The sequence below is a fragment of the Pseudomonas sp. SJZ131 genome (genome assembly GCF_007828705.1).
In the GTDB taxonomy this organism is placed as follows: domain Bacteria; phylum Pseudomonadota; class Gammaproteobacteria; order Pseudomonadales; family Pseudomonadaceae; genus Aquipseudomonas; species Aquipseudomonas prosekii.
Map to the genome: position 1 here is coordinate 261,087 of NZ_VIVC01000002.1, position 25,140 is coordinate 286,226.

General features: G+C 60.0%; 22 protein-coding genes. 11 read left to right on the top strand and 11 right to left on the bottom strand.

The features are described from left to right. Nucleotides 1-2 precede the first annotated feature (2 nt). The 8 genes from FBY12_RS08060 to FBY12_RS08095 all read right to left on the bottom strand — a co-directional run bounded on the left by FBY12_RS08060 (nt 3) and on the right by FBY12_RS08095 (nt 5,738). The gene (locus FBY12_RS08060; protein ID WP_145252541.1) at nt 3-977 is read right to left on the bottom strand and encodes an amino acid ABC transporter permease; all 975 of its coding nucleotides are present in this window, start codon (nt 975-977) and stop codon (nt 3-5) included. 142 nt (nt 978-1,119) lie between these two features. Then, entirely contained in the window at nt 1,120-2,370 is a 1,251-nt protein-coding gene (locus FBY12_RS08065; RefSeq protein WP_145252542.1) for an aspartate aminotransferase family protein, read from the bottom strand. Nucleotides 2,371-2,579: 209 nt separating this feature from the next. Further along, nucleotides 2,580-2,918, bottom strand: coding sequence for a HopJ type III effector protein (locus FBY12_RS08070; protein ID WP_145252543.1), 339 nt, complete (start codon nt 2,916-2,918; stop codon nt 2,580-2,582). Then, entirely contained in the window at nt 2,911-3,207 is a 297-nt protein-coding gene (locus tag FBY12_RS08075; RefSeq protein ID WP_092273166.1) for a DUF1244 domain-containing protein, read from the bottom strand. The genes FBY12_RS08070 and FBY12_RS08075 overlap by 8 nt, the downstream gene beginning before the upstream one ends. A 90-nt stretch (nt 3,208-3,297) precedes the next feature. Next, nucleotides 3,298-3,669, bottom strand: coding sequence for a dihydroneopterin triphosphate 2'-epimerase (folX, locus tag FBY12_RS08080; protein ID WP_092273163.1), 372 nt, complete (start codon nt 3,667-3,669; stop codon nt 3,298-3,300). 2 nt (nt 3,670-3,671) lie between these two features. Then, nucleotides 3,672-4,241 carry a GTP cyclohydrolase I FolE gene (gene folE, locus FBY12_RS08085; protein ID WP_145252544.1) on the bottom strand — a complete coding sequence of 190 codons (570 nt, stop codon included), beginning with the start codon at nt 4,239-4,241 and terminating at the stop codon, nt 3,672-3,674. Between the two features lie 22 nt (nt 4,242-4,263). Next, nucleotides 4,264-4,974 carry a dihydromonapterin reductase gene (gene folM, locus FBY12_RS08090; protein ID WP_145252545.1) on the bottom strand — a complete coding sequence of 237 codons (711 nt, stop codon included), beginning with the start codon at nt 4,972-4,974 and terminating at the stop codon, nt 4,264-4,266. Between the two features lie 194 nt (nt 4,975-5,168). Continuing rightward, entirely contained in the window at nt 5,169-5,738 is a 570-nt protein-coding gene (locus tag FBY12_RS08095; protein WP_145252546.1) for an antibiotic biosynthesis monooxygenase, read from the bottom strand. Nucleotides 5,739-5,949: 211 nt separating this feature from the next. Here FBY12_RS08095 and FBY12_RS08100 point away from each other — a divergent pair, with 211 nt between their 5' ends. Further along, on the top strand, nt 5,950-6,909 hold the full coding sequence (locus FBY12_RS08100; RefSeq protein ID WP_145252547.1) for a MerR family transcriptional regulator: 960 nt from the start codon (nt 5,950-5,952) through the stop codon (nt 6,907-6,909). A 3-nt stretch (nt 6,910-6,912) separates the two neighbouring features. On the opposite strand, the gene FBY12_RS08105 is transcribed toward FBY12_RS08100, so the two are convergent. Together FBY12_RS08105 and FBY12_RS08110 are read right to left on the bottom strand one after the other, a co-directional pair. Further along, nucleotides 6,913-7,518: a hypothetical protein gene (locus tag FBY12_RS08105; RefSeq protein WP_145252548.1), complete on the bottom strand. Its 606-nt coding sequence runs from the start codon at nt 7,516-7,518 to the stop codon at nt 6,913-6,915. A gap of 54 nt (nt 7,519-7,572) precedes the next feature. Next, nucleotides 7,573-8,049 (bottom strand): PAS domain-containing protein, encoded by a 477-nt coding sequence (locus FBY12_RS08110; RefSeq protein WP_121732945.1) that lies wholly within the window; start codon nt 8,047-8,049, stop codon nt 7,573-7,575. 150 nt (nt 8,050-8,199) lie between these two features. Between FBY12_RS08110 and FBY12_RS08115 the strand changes: the two genes are divergently transcribed. From FBY12_RS08115 to FBY12_RS08150, 8 genes are all read left to right on the top strand, one after another. Further along, on the top strand, nt 8,200-8,655 hold the full coding sequence (locus FBY12_RS08115) for a flavodoxin (protein ID WP_145252549.1): 456 nt from the start codon (nt 8,200-8,202) through the stop codon (nt 8,653-8,655). Between the two features lie 150 nt (nt 8,656-8,805). Then, a complete protein-coding gene (locus FBY12_RS08120; RefSeq protein ID WP_145252550.1) occupies nt 8,806-9,588 on the top strand; it encodes a class II aldolase/adducin family protein in 783 nt (260 codons plus the stop codon). After that, entirely contained in the window at nt 9,588-10,490 is a 903-nt protein-coding gene (locus FBY12_RS08125; protein WP_145252551.1) for an alpha/beta fold hydrolase, read from the top strand. The genes FBY12_RS08120 and FBY12_RS08125 overlap by 1 nt, the downstream gene beginning before the upstream one ends. Before the next feature lie 262 nt (nt 10,491-10,752). Next, on the top strand, nt 10,753-11,664 hold the full coding sequence (locus tag FBY12_RS08130; RefSeq protein ID WP_121757292.1) for an SDR family oxidoreductase: 912 nt from the start codon (nt 10,753-10,755) through the stop codon (nt 11,662-11,664). 801 nt (nt 11,665-12,465) lie between these two features. Next, the gene (locus FBY12_RS08135) at nt 12,466-14,259 is read left to right on the top strand and encodes a DUF1302 domain-containing protein (protein ID WP_121732951.1); all 1,794 of its coding nucleotides are present in this window, start codon (nt 12,466-12,468) and stop codon (nt 14,257-14,259) included. A 23-nt stretch (nt 14,260-14,282) separates the two neighbouring features. Next, on the top strand, nt 14,283-15,650 hold the full coding sequence (locus FBY12_RS08140) for a DUF1329 domain-containing protein (protein WP_145252552.1): 1,368 nt from the start codon (nt 14,283-14,285) through the stop codon (nt 15,648-15,650). Between the two features lie 734 nt (nt 15,651-16,384). Beyond that, on the top strand, nt 16,385-18,946 hold the full coding sequence (locus FBY12_RS08145) for a LuxR C-terminal-related transcriptional regulator (RefSeq protein ID WP_145252553.1): 2,562 nt from the start codon (nt 16,385-16,387) through the stop codon (nt 18,944-18,946). 182 nt (nt 18,947-19,128) lie between these two features. Further along, nucleotides 19,129-21,531, top strand: coding sequence for a dermonecrotic toxin domain-containing protein (locus FBY12_RS08150; RefSeq protein ID WP_145252554.1), 2,403 nt, complete (start codon nt 19,129-19,131; stop codon nt 21,529-21,531). A 33-nt stretch (nt 21,532-21,564) separates the two neighbouring features. On the opposite strand, the gene FBY12_RS08155 is transcribed toward FBY12_RS08150, so the two are convergent. Next, entirely contained in the window at nt 21,565-22,359 is a 795-nt protein-coding gene (locus FBY12_RS08155; RefSeq protein ID WP_092273107.1) for an IclR family transcriptional regulator, read from the bottom strand. Nucleotides 22,360-22,524: 165 nt separating this feature from the next. On the opposite strand from FBY12_RS08155, the gene hmgA reads away from it, so the two are divergent. Beyond that, entirely contained in the window at nt 22,525-23,829 is a 1,305-nt protein-coding gene (gene hmgA, locus FBY12_RS08160) for a homogentisate 1,2-dioxygenase (protein ID WP_145252555.1), read from the top strand. A 3-nt stretch (nt 23,830-23,832) separates the two neighbouring features. After that, nucleotides 23,833-25,137: a fumarylacetoacetase gene (gene fahA, locus FBY12_RS08165; RefSeq protein WP_145252556.1), complete on the top strand. Its 1,305-nt coding sequence runs from the start codon at nt 23,833-23,835 to the stop codon at nt 25,135-25,137. Nucleotides 25,138-25,140 lie beyond the last annotated feature (3 nt).

Below are 25,140 nucleotides of genomic sequence, written 5' to 3' on the forward strand. Positions count from 1 at the left end.
GTTCAACCTCGCACAGTGGATCGGTTGACGCGTTTTTCGATGCGCGCCTGCACCCGTTCGAGGATGAACGACAGCGCCCAGTAAATCATCGCGGCGGTGATGAGCATTTCGAGGTGACGGAAATCCGCGCGGCCCTGGGTCTTGGCCAGGTACATCAGTTCCCAGACGCCGATAACCGACACCAGCGAACTGTCTTTGAGCATGGCGATGAACTGGTTGCCGGTCGGCGGAATAATCACCCGCAAGGCTTGCGGCATGATCACCCGGCTCAAGGTCTTGAACGGGCTGATGCCCAAGGCCCGCGAGGCTTCCCACTGGCCGACCGGAATGCTCTGGATGCCGGCGCGGAAGATCTCGGTCATGTACGCGCCGTAGCACAGCGACAACGCGAGAATGCCCGCCGGCACGGCGTCGACCACGTAACCGAGTTGCGGCAGCCCGAGGTAGATCAGGTAGATCTGGATCAGCAGCGGCACGCCGCGAAAGAACGAGGTGTAGAACGAGGCGAGGGCGTTAGCCAGGCCGTTGTTCGAGAGTTTGGCGACGGCGCCGATCAGCGCCAGCACGAAGGCGATCACGATCGCCACGGCGGAAATGTACAGCGTGGTCGCTGCGCCTTGGACGATGAGGAAACCGACTTTGTCGAGGATGAAGCTGTACGAGAGGTTGAAAGTGTCGAAGAACGCCAGAAACAGAATCAGCAACTCAATCCACACCACGGTGGTTTGCACTTTGAATTTCAGGCGCCCGAGGACGTGGAAATTCAGCGTGCCGAGCACCGCGATCAGCACGCCGATGGCGATGTTGCGCGCGGTCAGGCTGTCGGCGGTATCGCCCAGCAGTGGTTGCAGGAAGTGGCTGAGGGCGCTGTTGCCCAAGTTCATCAGGTAGGCGCCGAGGAACAACACCACGGCGACGCCAAGCAGGAATTGAGGATCATTGGACTTTTTCTTATAAATTATATTGTCGTGATACATGAACGCCTCGGCTTGTAGGTAGTGATCTTCTCGCTAGATAAAAGTGGGTTGCAGGTTGGGTATTGGGCAGTATTGCGACGCCAAATCCGCGACCACAAGCGAACATAATTCGCTACGTCATTCCCGGAACGCAGTTTGCGGTTCAGTCGAGCCGGGCCAGGCACGCGGCAAAAATATCCAACCCTTCCTCCAGCACCGCCGCCTCGGTAGTCAGTGGCGCGAGCAAACGGATGATGTGCCGCGACTTGCCGCTCGGCATCAGCAGCAACCCGGCGTCGCGGGCGAGCGCCAGCAATTGCGTGAGTTGCGCCGCTGCGGGGGTGCCGTCGGCGTGCGCCAACTCGATGCCACGCATGGCGCCGACGCCGGTCAGGCGGCCGAGGTACGGCGAAATCTTGTCGCGGCGCCACGACTGGTAACGGCTGACGATGGCTTCTTCCTGTTGCGCGCCCCACGCCTGCAGGTTCGCGTCGGTCATTTCGTCGAGTGTCGCCAGGGCGGCGGCGCAGGCGATCGGATTGCCCGAATAGGTGCCGCCGAGGCCGCCCTTGGGCAAGGTGTCGAGCAGCGTTTTGCGCCCGACCACCGCACCGAGTGGCATGCCGCCGGCGATGCTTTTGGCGAGCAGGATCAAGTCCGGCTCGATGCCCAATCGCGAGAAGGCAAAACGTTCGCCGGTGCGGCCGAAACCGGACTGGATTTCATCGGCGATCAGCAGGATGTTTTTCTCATCGCAGAAGCGGCGCAAGGCTTGCGCGAATTCGACGTCCAGCGCCAGGAAGCCCGCTTCGCCCTGCACCGGTTCGACGATAAAACAGGCGACATCATTGACGTCGATTTCGACGCTGAACAACCGGTCCAGCGCCTTCAGCGCTTCGGCGCAGGACACGCCGTTGTCCTTGCTCGGAAAGGGCAGGTGGTACACCGGTCCCGGTAACGTGCCGACTTTCTGTTTGTACGGCGCGACTTTGCCATTGAGGTTGAGTGTGGCGAGCGTGCGGCCATGAAACGCGCCGTCGAAGGCGATCACGACGCTGCGGCCAGTGGCGCCACGGACAATTTTCAGGGCGTTTTCCGCCGCTTCCGCGCCGCTGTTGGTGAGCATGCCGCTGACCGGGTAATCCACCGGAATGAACGCTGTGAGGCGCTGCATCAGGTCGATGTAGGGCGAATGCTGCGCGGCGTTGAACGCGTAGTGGGTCAGGCGAGTGGCCTGATCGCGAATGGCTTCGACGATGCGCGGGTGGCAGTGGCCGAGGTTGAGCACGCCGATGCCGCCGACAAAGTCGATGTAGCGTTTGCCCTCGGTGTCCCAGACTTCGGCGTTTTTGCCGTGGCTGAGCGTGATCGGGTGAACGACATTGATCGACTGGCTGATGCTTTCGCTGCTCATGGATACCTGCTCATTAAGTCGGGCCTGGGAAGAAGGGTTGCTTCTTTTTATCTAAGCCGTGAGCAGAGGGGGGCGGCAAACGAAATAAAGTCGCCGGGTCAATCTTAAAAGTCGGGATGTGTTGTGGCGGGCGTTTGGGGCGATGGCTGGCTGCGATGGCGTTGGGGAAATTGCCTTCGCGGGCAAGCCTCGCTCCTACAGGAACGCGTTTAGCGGCGGGTCAGGGGTTGCGCGCTGAATTTGACGCCGGCCAAGCCATGCGCGATCAACGCGCGGATGTTGCCGTGGTCGCTGCCTTCAGGCGTTGCGACTACCGAACGGTAATGTTCGCCGAACGCCAGCAGCGCTTCTGCATCGCTCAGGCCTTCCAGCAGCGCCAGGCCCAGAGTCTTGCACGAGCCTTCGTTCTGCCCGGCCGCGTTTTGCACTTCGCCGTTACTGAAGGCTTGCGGCTGATAATCGTAATGCTCGGCGATGAACGCGAGGGTGTTGGCGAAAACGTGTTCGCCGCTGTTGAGGCTGGCGCGCAGGGTGGTCAAATCACTCATTGGGTTTTCCTTTGGCGAACGCCGCTTGTTGGTCGGCGCTGGCTTCTTGCTGGTATTGGGCTTTCCACTCGGCGTACGGCATGCCGTAGACGACTTCGCGCGCGTCATCGAGGCTGACCTCGATCTGGCGTTCGTCGGCAGCGGCCTTGTACCACTTCGACAGGCAGTTACGGCAGAAACCCGAGAGGTTCATCAGGTCGATGTTCTGCACGTCCTTGCGACTGTCGAGGTGCGCGACCAGTCGGCGGAAGGCTGCGGCTTCAAGTTCCAGGCGTTGTTGATCGTTCATTTGGGTCTCTGCGGGACAGCTTGGAGCGGCAAGCTGCAAGGTGGATTTCGGTGGCCGTTAGCTTACCGCTTGAAGCTTGAAGCTTGAAGCTCAGCGGCTCGCCGCGAGCGTAATCGACACCGACTCGGCAAATCGCAGCGCGTGGGGTTTGTCGACTTCGACTTCGGCGTACTGCACCGACTCATTCACCATCACCAGATCAAGGATTTCCTGGGTCAGGCGTTCGAGCAGAGCAAAGCGATTGCCCTCCACGTGAGCGATGATCGACTTGGTGATGGTGCGGTAATTCAACGCGTGATCAATGTCGTTGTCGCGCACCGCTTCCTGCGCCGCGTAGAGGATGGTGAGGTTGATCAGCACATCCTGCTTGTTGAGGATTTCGTCCTCGTTGATGCCGATAAAGGTGCGCAGGCACAGGTCCTTGACCCGGATGCGCGCCATTCCTGGTTGAAGTTGTGGCATTGCTACTTGCTCCGTCCAATCAATTGCAGGAACTCCTGGCGGGTGTTGCTCGAGTCGCGGAAGGCGCCGAGCATCACCGAGGTGTTCATGGTCGAATTCTGTTTTTCGACGCCGCGCATCATCATGCACATGTGCCGGGCCTCGATCACCACGGCGACACCGGCGGCGCCAGTCACTTGCTGCACGGCGTCGGCGATTTGCCGGGTGAGGTTTTCCTGGATCTGCAGGCGCCGCGCGAACATGTCCACCAGCCGCGCGATTTTCGACAGACCCAGCACTTTACCTGTCGGAATATAAGCCACATGCGCCTTGCCGATGAAGGGCAGCAGGTGATGCTCGCACAGCGAATACAGCTCGATGTCGGCGACGATGATCATCTCGTCGCTGTCGGAGGAAAACAGCGCGCCGTTGACGATCTCGTCGACGCTTTGTTCATAACCATGACACAGGTATTGCATGGCTTTGGCCGCGCGCATCGGTGTGTCTAGCAAACCCTCGCGGTCAGGGTTTTCACCGAGGCCGATGAGAATCTCGCGATAGCTCTCGGCTAAGGCATTACGGGACAGGGGCATGGCGGATCCTCGCGGGGGCGGCTTATTTGACGTGCCGTCCGCCGTTGACGGTCAGGGTCGTGCCGGTGACATAAGGGTTGTCGAGCAGATAACGCAGGCTCTGGTAGATCACTTCGCTGCCCGGTTCGATGCCCAGCGCGGATTTGGCCAGAGCTTTGGCGCGATACGCCGCGTCGTCGTCGGGATTGAACAATAGCAGGGCTGGGGCGATGCCGTTGACCTTGATCGCCGGCGCGTATTTGGCGGCGAAGGACAGGGTCAGGCTGTCGAGCCCGGCCTTGCTGGCGCAGTAGCCGATGTGATTGCTGCTGCCCTTGCGCGTGACGTCGTCGCTGATGTGCACGATGTCGGCAGGGCTGCTGCGTTGCAGCAGGTCGGCGCAATGCAGGTTGATCAGGTACGGCGCGAGCATGTGCACGCTGAACATCCGGGTAAACGCCTGCGCGTCAGTGTCCGGGGTTTCGGCCAGCCATTCGGAGGCGTTGTGGATAATCGCGCGCAAGCTCTTGGTGTGGGTCTTGAGTTCGCTGATGAACGCGAGAATTCCGGCTTCGTTGGAGAAGTCGGCGTACACGCCAATCGCCCCGAGATCGCGCAACGCTTGCACGCCGGGACGTTCGCTGCGGTAGCTGAAAATCAGCCGATGGCCGTCTTCGAGCAAACGCCGCGCGCAGTGCAAACCGACACGCTGGCCGGCACCGGTGATGAGGATTGGAGCTGCGGAAGAAGTCATGAACGGCTCGCGTCGCGGTAAGGGCAAAACTATACCAGCGACCGCAAGCGTTCACCTATGACACCTGTGAAGCTATGAAACCTTTGAAACCTTTGAAACCTGTGGGAGCAAAGCTTGCTCGCGATTGAGCGGGCTCGGTATTGGCCTCAGACCGCGTCATCGATCTTCGCGGGCACGCCTCGCTCCTGCAAGGTTCAGCGGTGTTGGGTGGTCGGTGTCACTGGAACTGGCCGCGTCGGCGTGCTGTGCAGCCAATTGGCAAGCAATCGGGTCGACAGCGGAATGAACAGGTAAACCATCAATGGCGTCAGGCACAACGTGCTGATCATCACCCGAGGCAGCAAACTCAGGTCGTTAAGCAGCGGCCCGAAGACGAAATTGAACAGCAGCGATACCGGGAAAAACGCCAGCCAGATCGCCACAGCCTGTTTCCAGCGCGGCGGGCGATTGCCGGCAGCGCCAAACCAGCCCTCGATGCCGCTGACCCGATGTTCCGTCGGGTGGGCGAACAAGTCGCTGCCACGGTCCAGCCACGCGGTACGCGAGGCGGAATGCTCCCAGGCGTGCAGCGTCTGCTCGTCGGCGAAGCGGAAAATAATCTGGAATTCATCATCGTCGGGCGGCGGAGCCAGCACGCCTGAGCCGAGATAACCGGGGAAGTCGGTGGCCAGTTGTTCGCCTTCACGCAACCAGGCGATCAAGTCCTGATAACGGCCGGCGGCAACACGGCGCGCCACCATCAGCGTGACGGGGGAGGTAGACATTTTGTATCTCCATATGACAGTTGCGTCGCTCCGGGTAGGAGTTTCGCCAGGCGCAGCGCCGGGGTAGTGGGCTGCGCTTGAAAACAAGCAAGGATTATTCCCGAATCTGATCATTACGACAGCGGCGTTCGTCGCTTGTAACAAATTGAATGGTCTCGCGGGATAGGCGCTAGAATGGGATCCAATCTGTCTATGGACGACCGCTACGCTGATGACTGTCCTGAATGACACTGTCTCTAGCTTGCACACCGTTGTTGCCCTGAGTCAGGAAGAATTGTTCCCGATTCGAGAGGTAGCCCGCCTTACCGGTATCAACCCTGTAACGCTTCGCGCCTGGGAGCGTCGATACGGCCTGATCCAACCCAAGCGCACCGAAAGCGGGCATCGTCTATATTCGATGGTCGATATTGCGACAGTGCGCAGCATCGTCGAGTGGATCGATCGTGGCGTCGCGGTGAGCAAGGTTGGCAAGATCCTCGCCAAGACCGAACCGCCCAAGGTGCTCGCGCCCATTATTCCCTACGAACAGATCCTCGCCGACTACACCCAGTGGCAGGAACAAGTTCAGGCGGCTGTCAGCGCTTTTGACGACGTGCAACTGGAACGTATCTACGGGCAGATTTTCTCCAGTTATTCGCTGGCGGTGGTGTTCCAGGACATCCTGCTGCCGCTCTGGAAGCAACTGTTGCAACGCCTGGAAACCTTCGGCCAGACCAGCGAATGGTTATTTCTCGATGGCTTTCTGCGCTCGCGCGTCGCCCAACGCCTGATGCTGCTCCGCGATAGTACGCCGCGCCGTGTGGTCATCTGCGCACTGGTCGGGCATTGCCGCGAGCTCGAATTGCTCATCGCCGCACTGTTCCTGAGTGGCGCAGACACCGGCGTGCGCGTGCTGACGATCGGTCAGCCATTCGATGAGCTGACGCTGGTCTGCGAGCGAATCAAACCGTTGGCGCTGGTGCTGTTTTCCAATCACGCGCCGGCGCCCGAGTTGCCGCGCCGCTTGAACCGCTTGGCGCTGAGCCTGGACTGTCAGGTGCTGCTAGCGGGCGATGCGTCCGACCTGGCGCAGGAAAGCCTGGCCGGGTCTTCCGTCGGATGTCTGGGCAACGAAGGGGTATTGATGCGCCACCGCCTGAAGCAGTTTATGGCGGGAAAATTGGAAAGTTGAGGTTCAGACGTGCAGGGCGGGGTGGGTCAGGCGATGTTGCTGAAGGATGAACTGTCGCAGTCGTTCAGTCTCATCAGTGTCGCTCTGGCTTAACTGATAAGCGAAGAAGCCGTGTTCGGTCTCGCGCTCGAATGTACCGCGCAACGCGATCCGCTCATAACCCGAAGGGCTGAACCACAAGGCAAAATGCTTCGGTGGTTTGGTCTTGTTGCGCACTTCCAGCAAAATCCCTTTGAACGACACTTCATGCACGAACAGCGTGCCGGGCTGCCCTTTGGCATTCTCCAGCGCGACCGGCTCTTCGAGTGTCAGGCGCCAAGGACGGACCATCGGCCCATCTTCAAAAATACTCGGCACGCCCAAACGCAGATGCAATGCGTGGAATTCATCTTCCACGAGGTGCAACGGAAAAGTCATTTGCTGATTTTCGAAGTTGGCCTGGATGGTCACTTGCTCGTGCGCGGCGAGGCGCGTGAGCAAATCGCGGATCTGCGATCCACCGTTGACGAGCAGGCTCGACGTTGCATCCCGCATATTTAGTTGCGGGTTGTGCTGCATGGTCTGGATAAAATCCAGCTCATCCTGAGTCAGGAGGGCGTCGCGCTGCATGGCTTGCTCGTAAATAAAAGTTACAAAGTCATCGGTGATTGTAGTTAATGACAATTAATTCGCATTTTTGTTTGCGCCGTTCGTCGCTTTTAATTCAGCGAGTTCCGCCTGCAATTCAGCGATTTGCGCTTCAAGCCGCGTGACGCTCTGTTGCGCGTTGACTTGCGTGGTGACGTCTTTTTGTACGCCGACGATATAAGTTTGTCCGTCCATCTCATTCTTGACTGTCGAAAGAGACAGCTCGTTCCAGAATGGCGTGCCGTCCTTGCGGTAGTTGCGCAATATTTCCCGACACCCATCGCCGCGAATCAACGCTTCGCGAATTCGCTGCAACGGTTCCTGATCGCGCTCTCCGGCCTGCAGGTAGCGACAATCCTGATAGAGGATTTCGTCGCTGGTGTAGCCAGTCATGCGTTCGAATGCCGGATTCACGTAGATCAGAATGTTGTCTTCATCACCTTCTTTTTCGGCGATTACGATGCCGTCGTTCGAGGCGTTGATGACGAGTTGCAGTAATTGAGCGTTGATCATCAGAAACTCCGTAGCTGCAAAAGCAGCGCTGCATTTTAAAAGAACCGCGCGAGCTGTCTACTAGCCATCACTGGTGGTCGAGAGTCAATCGCAGCTTTTTCGTCGGTGCTGTTAATATCGCGGGTCTTTTACCGCTTCAGGATCAGTTTGATGAAAGTCGCCATCCTTTCCGGCTCGGTGTACGGCACGGCTGAAGAAGTCGCCCGGCACGCCGCGAAAATTCTGCAAGACGCCGGTTTTCAAACCTGGCACAACCCGCGCGCCAGCCTCGCGGATGTCCAGGCATTTGCCCCAGAGGCCTTTCTGGCCGTGACCTCGACCACCGGCATGGGCGAACTGCCGGACAACCTGCAACCGTTGTATTCGATGATTCGCGACCAATTGCCCGCCGCCTGGCGCGGTTTGCCCGGCGCGGTCATTGCCTTGGGCGACGCCAGTTATGGCGACACGTTCTGCGGCGGCGGTGAACAGATGCGCGAACTGTTCGGCGAGTTGGGTTTGCGCGAAGTGCTGCCGATGCTGCGCCTCGATGCGAGCGAAAGCGTGACCCCGGAAACCGACGCCGAGCCTTGGCTGGCTGAGTTGGTCACGGCGCTGCGTGGCTGAACTGATGGGCGCGCAGCAGCGCAAGTGAGGCCGATTGCGCTGCTGACTCGCTCGGCCATCAAGCTGGCTGCCAATGCAACTACACGAATTCCAGAGCCTGACTAGACTGCGGAGACTGAGCAAAATAATAAAAACCAGGAGGTTGTTGCCGTGAGTCTCGCGCCCGTCCAGTCCCCCAACAGTGTCAAAGATCAGGTCAGCGCCGCCGAATGGCAGGCTCGCGTCGATCTCGCAGCCTGCTATCGCCTGGTCGCCGCACATGGCTGGGACGATCTGATCTTCACCCATATTTCGGCCAAAGTGCCGGGCACCGAAGACTTCCTGATCAACCCGTTCGGGCTGATGTTTCACGAGATCACCGCGTCGAGCCTGGTCAAAGTCGATCAGGCCGGCAACAAGCTGATGGACAGCCCTTACGAGATCAACCCCGCCGGTTACACCATCCACAGCGCCGTGCACGAAGTGCGGCACGACGTGGTGTGCGTCCTGCACACGCACACCGCCGCCGGGGTCGCGGTGTCGGCGCAAAAACAAGGCATCTTGCCGATCAGCCAGCAATCCTTGTTTGTGCTGTCGAGCCTGGCCTATCACGCGTATGAAGGCGTGGCGCTGAATCACGAGGAAAAAGCGCGGCTGCAGGCCGACCTCGGTGAAAACAATTTCCTGATGCTGCACAACCACGGTCTGCTGACCTGCGGCGGGACCATCGCCGACACCTTTTTGATGATGTTCACCTTCCAGCGCGCTTGCGATATCCAGGTGCTGGCGCAAACCGGTGGCGCCGAGCTGATCGCCATCGAACCGCAGATTCTCGCCGGCGCCAAAGCGATGATCGCGGGTGTGACCAAAAGCGCCCAAGGCATGGGTGGCGCGCTGGCCTGGCCGGCGTTGCTGCGCAAACTCGATAAACAAGACCCAGGTTATAAACTCTGATGCCACTCGCCGAGATCCCGCTGAGCGTCTGGCGCAAACACGGCCAGACCTTCATTTTCCGTGGCCAGGCTATCCGTTACTGGACGGCCGGGCAGGGTGAGCCGCTGCTGCTCATCCATGGTTTTCCCACCGCCAGTTGGGATTGGCATTACCTGTGGCAGCCGCTCGCGCAGCGTTATCGGGTGATCGCCTGCGACATGCTCGGCTTCGGCGATTCGGCGAAACCGATGAACCACCAATACAGCCTGCTGGAGCAAGCCGACTTGCAGCAGGCGTTGCTCGCGCACCTGAACATCGAGCACTCGGTGCACCTGCTGGCCCACGATTACGGCGACAGCGTCGCTCAGGAATTGCTCGTCCGCCACCAAGAGGCGCGGATTGATGTCGCCAGCTGCGTGTTTCTCAATGGCGGGCTGTTCCCCGAAACTCATCGACCGTTGTTGGCACAAAAACTCTTGCTCAGTCCGCTGGGCTGGATGCTCGGTCGGGCGTTCACCCGCGATGCCTTGGTGAAGAATTTCCGCCAGATCTTCGGCTCGAAGAACCGTCCGACCGAGAGCGAAATGGATGACTTCTGGAGTCTGGTCGAGAGCAATCGCGGGCCGCGAATCATGCACAAGTTGATTGGCTACATTCCGGAACGACGGGTCCAGCGCGACCGCTGGATCGGCGCCATGCAGCGTTGTGACGTGCCATTGCGCGTGATCGATGGCGAGGTCGACCCGATTTCCGGCGCGCACATGGTCGAGCGTTATCGGCAATTGATCCCCAATCCGGACACGGTGCTGCTGCCGGGTATTGGTCACTATCCGCAGATCGAAGCGCCGGTGCAGGTGCTCAAGCACTACGTCGAGTTTCGCGATCGCCTGACACTGGCGCCGCGCCGGATGGTATGTTCTTGAGCTGTATTTTTTGCCCGACCCCGAACGCTGTGGGAGCAAAGCTTGCTCGCGATAGCGGGCCATCCTGCAACATTGATGCTGGCTGACACGACGCCTTCGCGAGCAAGCTCTGCTCCTGCAGGTTTTGCGCTGTCTTGTCTCATCGCGCGCATCATCCCCTAACCTTATCGCGCACCATTCAGCCTCCTCGTCTTGATTGTGACCCGCAGCGCCGTGGCCGACACTCAGGGCCAATGTCCTTTGGCCTGCTGGAGTTTTCCCCATGAGTGAGTCTGTGCGCTTCGAAGATAAAGTCGTGATCATCACTGGCGCCGGCGGCGGTCTGGGCCGGGCGCACGCGCTGCTGTTTGCGCAACAGGGCGCCAAAGTGCTGGTCAACGACCTCGGCGGCAGCGCCCAGGGTGAAGGTGCCAATGCCTCGGCCGCCGACCGCGTGGTCGCCGAAATCCGCGCGGCGGGCGGTATCGCCGAAGCCAACCACGACTCGGTCACCGACGGCGACAAAATCGTCCAGCAAGCGCTCGACGTGTTTGGCCGCGTCGACGTGGTGGTGAACAACGCCGGGATCCTGCGCGATAAGACCTTCCACAAAATGGACGACGCCGATTGGGATCTGGTCTACCGCGTCCACGTCGAAGGCGCCTACAAAGTCACCCGCGCCGCGTGGCCGCACATGCGTGAGCAAAGTTATGGTCGGGTGATTTTCACCGCATCGACCTCGGGCATCTACGGCAATTTCGGCCAGTCCAACTACGGCATGGCCAAGCTGGGTTTGTACGGTTTGACCCGCACGTTGGCCATCGAGGGACGCAAGAACAACATCCTCGTCAACGCCATCGCCCCCACCGGCGGTACGCGCATGACCGAAGGCCTGATCCCGCCGCAAGTATTCGAGCAACTCAAACCGGAACTGGTCAGCCCGCTGGTGGTGTACCTCGCCAGCGAAAATTGCCAGGAAACTTCAGGCTTGTTTGAAGTCGGCGGCGGCTGGATGGGCAAAGTGCGTTGGGAGCGTAGCTTGGGCGCCGGGTTTGATCCGCGCGTGGGCTTCTCGCCGGAAGATGTCGCGGCGCACTGGCAGCAGATTTGTGATTTTGAGGGTGCGGCGCATCCGCAGGACAATATTGAGGCGTTGAAGGAAATGATGGCGAATTTGCAGAAGTATTCGCTCTGATCTCGCTGCATTCGGCAGGGCGTGCCTGAGCCCTGCCATCCCCGCGTCAAATCCCCGCTAAAAACATCGCCCATAAAAAAGGCCGCTGCAAACGCAGCGGCCAAAGTAAGACGATTGATCAAGGAGCAATAAATCAACGTCAGTGAACACAGGGCGATGAATCGAAGAGCGCTTCAATCCATCTGAAATCTGCCGCGACAGGCCTGGGGTTCAGTCAGGTCGATCGCGTCGTGCTTACGGTCGGTTCCCCGTGAAAGCCCGGCAAGAATAGGTGGTTGAACGCAAAGGAAAAATAGCGATTCCAGACATGCACTGTTACGGGGCGTGCAACAGTCGCGGATTCGCGCCGCGCCCGAATTTGTCGCATTGAGAGCCGCATCGGCTTATGTAGCAGCTGCCGAGGTACGAGGCTGCGTTCGGCTGCGAAGCAGTCGTCAAACTTGAGCACGCGTTTACCCTGACACACCGAGTGAACTGATCACGACTGCTTCGCAGCCGAACGCAGCCTCGCAGGCTCGGCAGCTGCTACATGAGCCGAACGCAGCCTCGCAGGCTCGGCAGCTGCTACATGAGCCGAACGCAGCCTCGCAGGCTCGGCAGCTGCTACAGGGGCTCCGGCGATCTGGCGTCATGCGTTCGGTTGATAGTTCTTCATCCAGCTCGTCCATGCGTGGCGCAAAGCCTTGTGCGGTGTGGGCATTCATCCTTTGGAGGTACAACGCGAATACCTCCTTGGTGCGCTTATCGCTCCCGGCGCGGGGCAGTAGGGTGGGGCCTTCTGTCACTCACCGGGGAAGACGCATGACAAAAACAACAATGCGCGCCATCTTCACGCCGCAAGCGCTGGCCGCTGCGGTGGCTTTGGGTTGCTGTGCCCAGGCGCAGGCCGTTGCTTTCAACATTGGCGAAATCGAGGGCACGTTCGATTCTTCATTGTCGGTCGGCGCCAGTTGGGGCATGCGCGATGCGGACAAGGCTTTTGTCGGCACGGTCAACGGCGGCACTGGCCAATCCTCGACCGGTGATGACGGGCGACTGAACTTCAAGAAGGGTGAAACCTTCTCGAAAATCGTCAAGGGCATTCACGATCTCGAACTCAAGTACGGTGACACCGGCGTGTTTGTGCGCGGCAAATACTGGTACGACTTCGAGCTCAAGGATGAAGACCGCGAGTTCAAACAGATCAGCGACAACGGGCGCAAGGAAGGTGCGAAATCGTCCGGCGCGCAGATTCTCGATGCGTTCGTCTATCACAACTATTCCATCGCCAACCTGCCCGGCACTGTGCGCGCGGGCAAACAAGTGGTCAGTTGGGGCGAAAGTACCTTCATCGGCAACTCGATCAACAGCATCAACCCGGTCGACGTCTCGGCATTTCGGCGTCCCGGCGCCGAGATCAAGGAAGGCTTGATCCCGGTGAACATGCTGTTCGGCTCGCAAGGCCTGACCGATCAACTGACCATCGAAGGTTTTTATCAACTGGAGTGGGACCAGACGGTTCTCGACAACTGCGGCACCTTCTTCGGCGTCGATGTGGCGGCGGACGGCTGCAACAACGGCTACACCGTCGGCAACCCGGCGATTGCACCGTTGGCGCCACTGGCCTCGGCGTTCGGCCAGCCGATTCAAGTAACGCGTGAAGGCGTGGTCATCCCCCGTGGCGGCGACCGCGATGCGCGTGATTCCGGGCAGTGGGGCACGGCGTTGCGCTGGCTCGGCGACGACACCGAGTACGGCTTGTACTTCATGAATTACCACAGCCGCACGCCAACGGTCGGCACCGTCACTGCTGGCGCCTCGACCTTGGCCAGCCTGCCGGGCATGGTCGGCATCGCCAACCAACTGGCACCGGGCAGCGGCGCGGGGCTGGCGCAAAGTGTGATGCTCGGTCGCGGCCAGTATTATCTCGATTACCCGGAAGACATTCGCCTGTACGGCGCGAGTTTCTCTACCACGTTGCCTACCGGCACCGCGTGGACCGGCGAGATCAGCTATCGGCCCAACGCGCCGGTGCAAGTCAGCACCAACGACCTGACGCTGGCGCTGATCAACCCGATTGCCGGCGGCGCCGCTTCGCCTATCGCCACCGCGCCGGGCGCCGATAACAAAGGTTATCGGCGCAAGGAAGTGACGCAAATCCAGAGCACGCTTACGCACTTCTTCGATCAGGTGCTCGGCGCCGAACGGCTGACCGTGGTCGGCGAAGCAGCGGTGGTGCGCGTCGGTGGCTTGGAGTCGCGAAGCGATCTGCGTTACGGCCGCGATTCGGTGTTCGGCCAGTATGGTTTCGGCGGCGACACCGAGGGCTTCGTCACCTCGACGTCGTGGGGTTATCGCACTCGGGCCATCCTCGATTACGCCAACGTGATCGGCGGGATCAACCTCAAACCCAACCTCTCGTGGTCCCACGACGTCGCCGGTTATGGCCCCAATGGCCTGTTCAACGAAGGCGCCAAGGCGATCAGCGTCGGCGTCGATGCCGACTACCGCAACACCTATACCGCGAGCTTGAGTTACACCGACTTTTTCGGCGGTGACTACAACGTTCTCGAAGACCGCGACTTCCTGGCGCTGAGCTTCGGCGTGAACTTCTGATCTGGCTGAGAAGGATGATGTTAATGCGCAAAATGATTCTGCAATGCGGCGCCCTGGCCTTGAGCCTGCTGGCCGCCAACGTGATAGCGGCGGTTTCGCCGGACGAAGCCAACAAGCTCGGCACCAGCCTCACGCCGTTGGGCGCGGAGAAGGCTGGCAACGCCGACGGCTCGATTCCGGCGTGGACCGGCGGCATTCCGAAAAACGCTGGTGCGGTGGACAGCAAAGGTTTCCTCGCCGACCCGTTTGCCAGCGAAAAACCGTTGTTCGTGATCACCGCGGCGACGGCCGACAAGTACAAGGACAAGCTGTCGGAAGGTCAGGTGGCGATGTTCAAGCGCTACCCGGAAACTTACAAAATTCCGGTCTACCCGACCCATCGCACGGTTGCCGTACCGCCGGAAATCTACGAATCGGCCAAGCGCAGTGCGCTCAACGTCAACAGCATCAATGACGGCAGCGGCCTGGCCAATTTCACTGGCAACCGCTACTACGCGTTCCCGATTCCGAAGAATGGCGTCGAGGTGTTGTGGAACCACATCACCCGTTATCACGGTGGCAATTTGCGCCGGATCATCACGCAAGTGACCCCGCAAACCAACGGCAGCTACACGCCGATCCGCTTCGAAGAAGAGATCGCCGTGCCGCAATTGATCAAGGATCTCGACCCGGAAAAAGCCGCGAATGTGCTGACGTTTTTCAAGCAGTCGGTGACTGCGCCGGCGCGTCTGGCGGGTAACGTGTTGCTGGTTCACGAGACGCTCGATCAGGTCAAGGAACCGCGTCTGGCGTGGATTTACAACGCCGGTCAGCGTCGCGTGCGTCGGGCGCCGCAAGTCGCGTATGACGGGCCGGGCACTGCTGCCGATGGCTTGCGCACCTCGGACAACTTCGACATGTTCTCCGGCGCGCCGGATCGCTACGACTGGAAACTGGTCGGCAAAAAGGAAATGTACATTCCGTACAACAGCTACAAGCTCGATTCGCCGAAGCTCAAGTACGACGACATCGTCAAGGCTGGGCATATCAATCAGGACTTGACCCGTTATGAGCTGCACCGGGTGTGGGAAGTGGTCGGCACGGTGAAGCCGAGCGAGCGGCATATTTATGCCAAACGCCACATGTATATCGACGAAGACAGTTGGCAGGTGGCGCTGGTCGATCACTACGACGGTCGCGGCCAACTGTGGCGAGTGGCGGAGGGGCACGCGCAGTATTACTACGATCACCAGGCGCAGGCGTACACCCTGGAAGCGCTCTACGACATCATCGCCGGGCGCTATATTGCCCTCGGGATGAAAAACGAAGAGAAGCACAGCTTTGAATTCGGCTTCGAAGCGAAAGCGGCCGATTACACGCCATCGGCGTTGCGCGCTGAGGGCGTTCGTTAAGCCACCATCCTGTAGGAGCAAAGCTTGCTCGCGATAATGTCGGGTCAGCCAACATCAATATTGAATGACACACCGCTTTCCCTGTAGGAGCTGAGCTTGCTCGCGAAGGCGTAGTGTCAGCCAACATCAATGTTGAATGACACACCGCCGTCCCCGTAGGAGCAAAGCTTGCTCGCGATAGCGTCGGTTCAGCCAATAGCAATGTTGAATGACACACCGCCGTCCCTGTAGGAGCTGAGCTTGCTCGCGAAGGCGTAGTGTCCGCCAACATCAATGTTGAATGACACACCGCCGTCCCTGTAGGAGCAAAGCTTGCTCGCGATAGCGTCGGGTCAGCCAATAGCAATGTTGAATGACACACCGCCGTCCCTGTAGGAGCAAAGCTTGCTCGCGATAGCGTTGGGTCAGCCAACATCAATGTTGAATGACACACCGCTTTCGCGAGCAAGCTCAGCTCCTACAGGGGGTGGGGTTGTGTCAGCCAATATCAATGTTGAATGACACACCGCCATCGCGAGCAAGCTTTGCTCCCACCAAGCTCCACTCCCAATTAGCTCTGCTCCCACCAAGCTCCACTCCCAATTAGCTTTGCTCCCACCAAGCTCTACTCCCACCAGGCTCGGCTGCTGCAGGGGCGGGTTTTTTATGGGGGGCAATCAGCGTTCTGAATGTTTCTCAACAACCGCGCGGGAGAGGGCTAGGGTTGCGGCACAACTATAAAAAGGCACGCCGCAATGACCGCCATGACCCCGTGTCTGGATCGTCCGGGATTTTTGCCCCGCTTGTCCTCCCATCACCTGTCGCGCGAGCGTCTGAGCGCGCCGTTGCTGGCATCCTCCGCGCGGGTGAAATTGCTTTGCGCGCCGGCCGGCAGCGGCAAAACCTCGCTGCTCGCCGATTGCCTGTTGCAGGCGCCGCCACAATGTCAGGTGTGCTGGTTGCCGTTGGCCGGTGCCGCTACGACCCCGGCGGATTTGTGTCGGCAACTGGCCGAAGCGTCAGGGCTGCCGTCAGCGGAAGAGTCCGCAGTCCTTGCCGCGCTGGCCCGCTGGTCGACGCCGATCTGGCTGTTTCTCGATGACTACTGCCGCGTGCCCAACCCGCAACTCGATCAACTGCTCGATCGCCTGATCGCCATCAGCAGCCCGATGGTTACCTGGTGGCTGGGCGCGCGGCGGCGTCCGCAATGCAACTGGCCACGCCTGTTACTCGACGATGATCTGTATGACGGCGAGCGCTCGACGCTGGCCTTCAACCAAGCGGAAATCGCCGCGCTGTTGCAGCACCTGACACCCGCCGAAGCGAACATCGCCGCGAGCAAAATCATCCGCCTCAGTGGTGGCTGGTGCGCCGGTGTGCGCATTGCGCTGCTGCACAAATGCGACTGGTCGCGCAGCGACACACTGCACGGCCGCCCCGACACCTTGCTCGATTATCTGCAGCACGAACTGTTCACCAGCCTCAGCGCCGAGCTGACCGAAGCCTGGCGTGTGCTCGCGCATTTGCCGCGCTTCAATGCGCGGTTGTGCGAGCACCTGTTCGGCGCCGGTGAAGGCGCGCAATGCCTGAAGACGTTGCAGGAACTTGGCTGCTTTATCGAGCCCTGGCAGGACTCGGCGGACTGGCTGCAGATTTTTCCGCCACTCACCCAACTGATGCGCGATGAACAGTGGTCGACCGGGCGTTCCTGGCATCGACGCGCGTGCCAGTGGTTCGCCGCCGAACAGCTGTGGAAACCGGCGTTCGAACAGGCCCTGCTCGCCGAAGAATATGAAGTCGCGGTCAGCCTGTTGCAGCACTTCAGTTTCGAGCATTTGTTCGAAGAGCAAACGGTGCTCCTGTTGCTGCGCTTGCACGAGCAACAGGGCGCGGAGCTGTTGTCCGGCTCGCCGCAATTGGTCGGCTTGATCACCGCCGCCTCGTTGTTCGCCGGGCGCTTCGAGCAGGCCGCTGAATGCATCGAACAGTTGTCGCGATTTGCCCCGCAACCGACGCCGCTGCTGCAGCAACAATTGCTCGCCCGTTGGCAGGCGCAGCAGGGTTGGTTGCTGCACTTGCAGGGACGCATGGAGGCCTCGCGCGCGCATCTGCTCGAGGCGCTGCACGACCTCGGCCCCGAGCTGTGGACCGTGCGCGTTTTGTGCCTGTCGGGTTTGACCCAGCAAGCCTTGCTGCGCGGCGAACTGGAAGTCGCCCAGGCCCTCAACCGCGAGGCGCTGTGCCTGGCTCGGGCGCAGGGCTCGTTGGTGTTTGAGGGCTTGCTCGAACTCGATCACGCGCAATTGCTTGAACAGCGCGGCGCCCCCGCGCGGGCCGAAACGCTGCTGGCGAATATCCATGATTTGCTCTGCCAACAGGCCTCGTTGCCGACGCCGCTGCTGGGGCGCATCGCCTTGCGTCGCGGGCGTCTGGCACTGTGCATGGGCGAAGAGGAGCGGGCGCGAGAACTGTTTCATGCCGGGCAGGAACATTGCCTGCGCAGCCACGACAAACGCGTGTTGTACGGCTATATCGGCCTGGCGCAATTGGCCGCCAATCGCCGCGATTACGCCCACGCATTCGTCTGTTTGCGCGATGCCGAACGGCTGATGCAACTGCGCCAGATCCCCGACACGGTGTACCGCGGCGTGCTGTTGCAGGTCAGCAGCCATTTTTGGTTGCAGCAGGGCCGCGCGGAGTTGGCGTGCGAGGCGCTGAGTCGCGTGCTCAAACACTATCGAGGGCCGCGCGCACGCCATGCGCCGCCGGCGACGCTCGCACTGATCGCGCGAATCGAATACCTGCTGGCGCTCGCCAAAGTCCGCGTGGCGCCGGGTTCGGTCGACGCGGTGGGGCAAATCGATGCGGCGCTTGAGCATGCCCGATCGTGCGGCATGTACGCGCTCGCCACCGAGTTGCAACTGGCCTTGGCCGAGGCACTTTGGCTCGATGGGCAAGTGGCGAAAGCCGTCGACGTTTTGCACGAGGGGGCGCGCAATGTCGAGCGTTATCAACTGCAACAACTGTGGAGCGAATTGCGTTTGCGCCAGCCTTCATTGTCAGACGCGCAACACGTTGTTCCATTGCCGGCCAAAGAGTCATGCGCAAGTTCTGCACCTGCGGATTTATTAAGTCAGCGTGAACTGCAAGTATTGGAATTAATTGCACTCGGTCACTCTAATCAACAGATTGCCGATGCACTGTTTATCTCTTTGCATACTGTTAAAACTCACAGCCGCCGCATACATGGGAAGTTACGGGTGGAGCGTCGCACGCAAGCCGTAGCGAAGGCGAAATCGTTGGGGTTGTGGGGCTGACAGGGGATTGGCGTCGGGCTAAACGTTTCCCTTTATATGTAGAAAAAAGATTCAGTTTACATGCGGTTGCAGCTGTGACTATTCAGTGTTGATTTGCCGATTTGATGTTTGTTCGAACCGACGTAGATTAATTTTCGCCTGCATTGAGCCGGCAAGTTGAGAATTAATCGAAGGGCAATTGAATGAACGTAATCAATACGCATATTCCCGCCAACAGTGACATTCCTGCCCAATGGCTCGAGCGTGCAAGTGCACTCGACCGACAGCACTACGGCGAACTCGAGCAGAACCTGATTGCCAGCCAGATGCATCTGGATAACCAACTTGGCCCCTTCACCAGCGTTCAGGCTTACGCTCGTGATCTGGCTGCGCAGGCGCTGGCCAGAAGGTTCGGGACAGCACTCGACCCCGACACGCTGATGACTTCATCGCGGTATGTGTTTTCTTTCGGTGGCCGCTCTTTGATTCAGGAAGAAAAGCGCTCGCTCACGGACTTGTTGCTGCACGGCTTGCACGATGAGGGTCGACGCCCACAAGTTACCTTGCAGGTATCAGATACATGGCAGATCGCTCCCAACTGGCTGGAAACGCTGATGAGCAGCGACGTGCGGGCGGCTTATGGCCGCGAATTCAGGGATGTTTATCAACGCCCGAACGTACTCGCCGCGATGGAAAACCTGACTCGCGAGCAACTTTTGTTCAGCGCCTTTTCGGCTAAGTTGCAGGACCATTTGAGCGACAGCAATCTGCAGCGTGTGCGCCGTCTTATTGAAGGCGATGAGGGTTTGATCATCGCGCCAGTGCAGTTGCACGAAAACTGGCGGCCGCTGGCCGGCCTTGCCGTTATCAGCAGTCGCAGTCCGAGCGATGACGATTGGTTGCTCTATGCTCCCAACTCGCCCGGTGGCCAGGACTGGTATCAACTGCCGTCGCTGCGGCGCGTGAGCATCGATCTTGGAAGTTGGACAGAGACACCACGCGGTCGCGAATACCTGAGTTGGCAGACTCATGCTCTGCACCGCGAAGTTGTCGGTGGTTATCTGCAACAAGTCTCCAGACTGCCAAGTCTCTGGCGAGGAGTTTCGCTGGCACCGACGCCTTATACCGGCAAGGAAGCACTGACAACTGTTGTTGCCAACCATCGCGATTGGCTGATCGCCGCAGAAGAAAGTCATACACCCTACGGTTACCGGGCGGCGACCGATCAACAGCGCCAAGTGTTCAGCCGGATCAACTGCGAACTGCGAGCGTTACGTGCGATTGAAGTGCGCCAAGGCAGTTTCATCAGTTATGACCGTTTCTGCCATCAACTGATCAAACAACGCGTAGAGGGCGTTCTTCTCGCCGCCGGTGAAAATGTTGCGGTCGATCCTGATCGGATTGAAGTACAAATCAGTGCGCAACAGCAAATGAGCCTGACTGAACTGATAGTCCGAGAAGTGCGCTTTGCCGCAGATAACGCCAACCGCGACTTGTACCCGCGCTATACGCTGAAAGGGTCTCATCCGGCGATCAGCAAACTGGATATCCGGCATATCGCCGGTTGGTCGAGGACTTTGCGCGCGGGTGAGCAGTACATCGCCATGTTGCGCACAACGTATATGGATCGCAGCCATCCGGATGGGCGATTCAAGCGTCTTTTGCACCTCGGCATCCTGCAACGACAGATGCGCACGGCGATCTATATGGCGCTGTTCACTGGCCGTTTGTCGAATTCGCACGTCACCGAGCTGATGAAGGTAGTCGATGGATATGATCCGGATCGGCCGCTGCCAGCGGCGCCGCCGGGTGAGGAACCAACAGCGGTGCAGCACAGCGCGATGTTTGAGCTTCGTCTCAAAGGTCACGCGCTGATCGGCACGTTTGTGTTTCGCCTGCACATCGGCGGATTGGTCGAAGAATACCTGTTCACCCCGAATGCGCCGGACGGCCGCGAGTTGCGTCCCTTCAAGGACTTTGTCAGTGCGGTGAAAACCCGTGGTCTGGGCGACTATTTTTATGCGCGCACGCCGGCGGTCTACCAACGACTGATTGGCACCTACGTAACAAACCTTGAACAGTTGACGAACTTTGCCGAGGCGCCGGTACTGGAGCGCAACTCGCGCATCACTGATTTCAACAGTTGTTACGACACCGTGCTGCGTAAAGTCATGTCCGATGTGGACGAGGCAACGCAGAGCCTTGAAGAGATCATTACCGGCATCGTCTTCGAAACTGTGTTGATCGCTGCCACGTTAGCCAGCGTGATCTATCCCCCCGTCGGCATTGCAGTGGGTGCCGCGCTGCTGACCAAGGAGATGGTTCAGGGCGCCGAGGCCTATTCACTGGGGGACAGAGCCACTGCACTCATGCATTTCGCTAGTGCATTGATTGAATTGGCGGCGCTGGGCAAAGGTGCGCACACGCTGACCAAGGCTACCAAACTGCAGAAAAATCTCATCGATATGCTGGGGGACATCTACAGCATCGATAAGCTCTACGCCAAGGCCAGCGGTCTGCCGCAAATACATGAGCGGGCATGGGAGGAAATCCAGGAAATGCTCGCCGACCCCGACAGCGCCAGCAGCAAAACTACCTTGGCGTGATCACCGCCAATGCCCGCCCACCTGTAGCGCTGTTCAACGGCTGACATCGTCGGGCTGATAACCCATCCGCCAACTCACGGCCCGGGTCGCTGCCAGCAAGCGCTGCGCCGCCGGGCCATCTTCATCGGCATGGAACAGTGAAGTGGGGCCGACGATGGTCAGCACCGCCGCGACGTTGCCGACCGCGTTGAACACCGGAGCGGACAACGCATCGACGCCGGGCATCAGCAAACCGTGAACATGGTGCAAGCCGCGTTGGCGAATCTGTTCGCGTAAGGTCTCGTAGGCTTGATCGTCGGCCAAGGCATGCGCCTCGCTGGCCTGGACCTCCAGTTCGCGCAATTCGCTGGTTTCCCGATCTGGCAGAAAGGCACTGAACACCAGGCCTGTCGACGACGTCAGCAACGGCAACACCGAACCCAATTGCGTGACCACCGTGACCGCGCGCACCGCCGGTTCGATGTGCACCACGGTCGCGCCCTGATTGCCCCACACCGCCAGAAAACACGTTTCGTTCAAGTCATCGCGCAGCTCGGCCAAGGGCAGGGCGGCGACTTTCAGCACGTCCATGCTGTTGAGCGCGGCAAGGCCCACGCGCAGGGCTTCGCGGCCGAGGCCATAGTGGTTGGTGGCGGCGTTCTGCTCGGCAAAACCACTGGCGATCAACGCCTGCAAATAGCGATGGACCTTGCTCGCCGGCATCTGCACGTGTTCGGCCAGGCGCGACAACGAGGTCGCTGGCGACAGTTCGGCCAGGGCTTTGAGAATGTCGGTGCCGACCTCGGCCGAACGGACTTTCTGTTTATCGGTGCTGCGCGGCTTTTCCATGGAGGCGGTGTGATCCCGGGACGAATGGGCGTCTTTATAGCTTGACGGTCAATCCTGATCAAATTACGTTATGCGTAATTTGATTACGATAAAAATAACCCGGGCGTGCCGAGACCTCTGCAATAGAGCGATGGGCCATTGCCTACTCCCCGTTCAGGAGGCTCCATGAACCTCGATTCAACGGCGCCAGCGCTGGCTTATCAGTCAGGCTTCGGCAACGAATTCAGCAGCGAAGCGTTGCCCGGCGCACTGCCCGTCGGCCAGAACTCCCCGCAAAAAGTCCCTTACGGTCTCTACACCGAACTGTTCTCCGGCACGGCGTTCACCATGGTCCGCAGCGAAGCGCGGCGCACCTGGATGTACCGCATTCAGCCGTCGGCCAAGCACCCGGCGTTCGTCAAACTGGATCGGCAACTCGCCGGCGGGCCGTTGGGGGAAGTGACGCCCAACCGGCTGCGCTGGAACCCGCTGCCGATCCCCAGCGAACCGACCGATTTCATCGATGGGCTGGTGCGCATGGCGGCGAATGCCGGCGCCGAGAAACCGTCCGGGATCAGCATCTACAGCTACCGCGCCAACCGCTCCATGGAGCGCGTGTTCTTCAACGCTGACGGCGAATTACTGCTGGTTCCGGAGTTGGGCCGACTGCGTCTCGTCACGGAACTCGGCGTGCTCGAAATAGAACCACTGGAAATCGCCGTGCTGCCGCGCGGTCTGAAATTTCGCGTGGAATTGCTCGACCCGCAGGCGCGCGGCTACATCGCTGAAAACCACGGCGCGCCGCTGCGTCTGCCGGACCTGGGGCCGATCGGCAGTAACGGCCTGGCCAACCCGCGCGACTTTCTGACCCCGGTGGCGCATTACGAAGACCTGCGGCAACCGACCCCAGTGGTGCAGAAATTCCTCGGCCAGTTGTGGGGCTGCGAGCTTAATCATTCGCCGCTGAACGTGGTCGCCTGGCACGGCAACAACGTGCCGTACAAATACGATCTGCGCCGCTTCAACACCATCGGCACGGTGAGTTTCGATCACCCGGATCCGTCGATCTTCACCGTCCTGACTTCGCCAACCAGCGTCCACGGCTTGGCTAATCTGGACTTCGTGATTTTCCCGCCGCGCTGGATGGTCGCCGAGAAAACCTTCCGGCCGCCGTGGTTCCACCGCAACCTGATGAACGAATTCATGGGCCTGATCAAAGGTGAATACGACGCCAAGGCTGAAGGCTTCGTGCCCGGCGGTGCGTCATTGCACAGCTGCATGAGCGCCCACGGCCCGGACGGCGAGAGCTGCACCAAAGCGATCAACGCGGAACTGGCGCCGGCGAAAATCGACAACACCATGGCGTTCATGTTCGAGACCAGCCAAGTGCTGCGCCCGAGCCAGTTCGCCCTCGATTGCCCGCAACTGCAAAGCAACTACGACGCCTGCTGGGCGACGTTGCCCGTAACTTTCGACCCGACCCGGAGATAACCCATGACTCAGACTTCCAACACTCGTAGCTGGGTCGCCTCCGCCAACGGTGACACTGATTTCCCGCTGCAAAACCTGCCGCTCGGCGTGTTCAGCACCAGTGGTTCGGCAGCGCGCAGCGGTGTGGCCATCGGCGAACACATCTTTGATCTCGAAGCGGCGCTCGACGCCGGCCTGTTCGACGGCGCAGCACGCACGGCAGTCGAAGCGACCCGTGGCGGCCAGCTCAATGCCTTCTTCGAACTCGGCCGCGACGCTCGCGTGGCGTTGCGCTCACGCCTGCTGGAACTGTTCGCCGAGGGCAGCACCCTGCGCGGCAAGATCGAAGCGCAAGGCACGAAATTGCTGCCATTGGCGGCGGATTGCGTGATGCACCTGCCGGCGAAAATCAACGACTACACCGACTTCTATGTCGGCATCGAACACGCGCAAAACGTCGGTAAATTGTTCCGTCCAGACAACCCGTTGCTGCCGAACTACAAGTACGTGCCGATCGGTTATCACGGTCGTGCCTCGACCATTCGCCCGTCCGGCACCGACGTGCGTCGGCCGAAGGGCCAGACCTTGCCGGCCGGTCAGACCGAGCCGACTTTCGGCCCGTGCGCGCGCCTCGATTACGAACTGGAACTGGGCATCTGGATCGGCAAGGGCAACGAAATGGGCGATTCGATTGCCATCGGCGACGCGGCGGATCACATCGCCGGTTTCTGCTTGCTGAACGACTGGTCGGCGCGCGACATCCAGGCCTGGGAATACCAGCCGCTGGGGCCGTTCCTGTCGAAGAGTTTCATCACCAGCATCTCGCCGTGGGTCGTCACCGCCGAAGCGCTGGAGCCGTTTCGCCGCGCGCAACCGGCTCGTCCGCAAGGCGATCCGCAGCCGCTGGCGTATCTCACCGACAAACGCGATCAGGAGGGCGGCGCGTTCGACATCGAACTCGAAGTGCTGCTGCTCACCGAAAGCATGCGCGAGCAAAATCTGCCGCCCCAGCGCCTGACCCTGAGCAACACCCAACACATGTATTGGACCGTGGCGCAAATGGTCGCGCACCACAGCGTCAACGGCTGCCAATTGCAGGCCGGTGATCTGTTCGGTTCGGGCACGTTGTCGGGGCCGCAAAGCGGTCAGTACGGCAGCCTGCTGGAAATTACCGAGGGCGGCAAAAAGCCGATCGAACTGGCCTCGGGCGAGGTGCGTAAGTTCCTTGAAGACGGCGACGAAATCATCCTCCGTGCGCGTTGCAACCGCGAAGGGTTTGCCTCGATCGGCTTCGGCGAATGCCGTGGCAAAGTCGTGCCGGCGCGTTAACAG

Coding starts and splice junctions, on each gene's coding strand:
- FBY12_RS08115 (WP_145252549.1), top strand. CDS start 8,200: ATGAAAGTCGCCATCCTTTCCGGCTCGGTGTACGGCACGGCTGAAGAA.
- folX (WP_092273163.1), bottom strand. CDS start 3,669: ATGCCACAACTTCAACCAGGAATGGCGCGCATCCGGGTCAAGGACCTG.
- FBY12_RS08070 (WP_145252543.1), bottom strand. CDS start 2,918: ATGAGTGATTTGACCACCCTGCGCGCCAGCCTCAACAGCGGCGAACAC.
- FBY12_RS08125 (WP_145252551.1), top strand. CDS start 9,588: ATGCCACTCGCCGAGATCCCGCTGAGCGTCTGGCGCAAACACGGCCAG.
- FBY12_RS08105 (WP_145252548.1), bottom strand. CDS start 7,518: ATGCAGCGCGACGCCCTCCTGACTCAGGATGAGCTGGATTTTATCCAG.
- FBY12_RS08130 (WP_121757292.1), top strand. CDS start 10,753: ATGAGTGAGTCTGTGCGCTTCGAAGATAAAGTCGTGATCATCACTGGC.
- FBY12_RS08110 (WP_121732945.1), bottom strand. CDS start 8,049: ATGATCAACGCTCAATTACTGCAACTCGTCATCAACGCCTCGAACGAC.
- FBY12_RS08075 (WP_092273166.1), bottom strand. CDS start 3,207: ATGAACGATCAACAACGCCTGGAACTTGAAGCCGCAGCCTTCCGCCGA.
- folE (WP_145252544.1), bottom strand. CDS start 4,241: ATGCCCCTGTCCCGTAATGCCTTAGCCGAGAGCTATCGCGAGATTCTC.
- FBY12_RS08140 (WP_145252552.1), top strand. CDS start 14,283: ATGCGCAAAATGATTCTGCAATGCGGCGCCCTGGCCTTGAGCCTGCTG.
- FBY12_RS08065 (WP_145252542.1), bottom strand. CDS start 2,370: ATGAGCAGCGAAAGCATCAGCCAGTCGATCAATGTCGTTCACCCGATC.
- hmgA (WP_145252555.1), top strand. CDS start 22,525: ATGAACCTCGATTCAACGGCGCCAGCGCTGGCTTATCAGTCAGGCTTC.
- fahA (WP_145252556.1), top strand. CDS start 23,833: ATGACTCAGACTTCCAACACTCGTAGCTGGGTCGCCTCCGCCAACGGT.
- FBY12_RS08150 (WP_145252554.1), top strand. CDS start 19,129: ATGAACGTAATCAATACGCATATTCCCGCCAACAGTGACATTCCTGCC.
- FBY12_RS08095 (WP_145252546.1), bottom strand. CDS start 5,738: ATGTCTACCTCCCCCGTCACGCTGATGGTGGCGCGCCGTGTTGCCGCC.
- FBY12_RS08100 (WP_145252547.1), top strand. CDS start 5,950: ATGACTGTCCTGAATGACACTGTCTCTAGCTTGCACACCGTTGTTGCC.
- FBY12_RS08155 (WP_092273107.1), bottom strand. CDS start 22,359: ATGGAAAAGCCGCGCAGCACCGATAAACAGAAAGTCCGTTCGGCCGAG.
- FBY12_RS08145 (WP_145252553.1), top strand. CDS start 16,385: ATGACCGCCATGACCCCGTGTCTGGATCGTCCGGGATTTTTGCCCCGC.
- FBY12_RS08135 (WP_121732951.1), top strand. CDS start 12,466: ATGACAAAAACAACAATGCGCGCCATCTTCACGCCGCAAGCGCTGGCC.
- folM (WP_145252545.1), bottom strand. CDS start 4,974: ATGACTTCTTCCGCAGCTCCAATCCTCATCACCGGTGCCGGCCAGCGT.
- FBY12_RS08060 (WP_145252541.1), bottom strand. CDS start 977: ATGTATCACGACAATATAATTTATAAGAAAAAGTCCAATGATCCTCAA.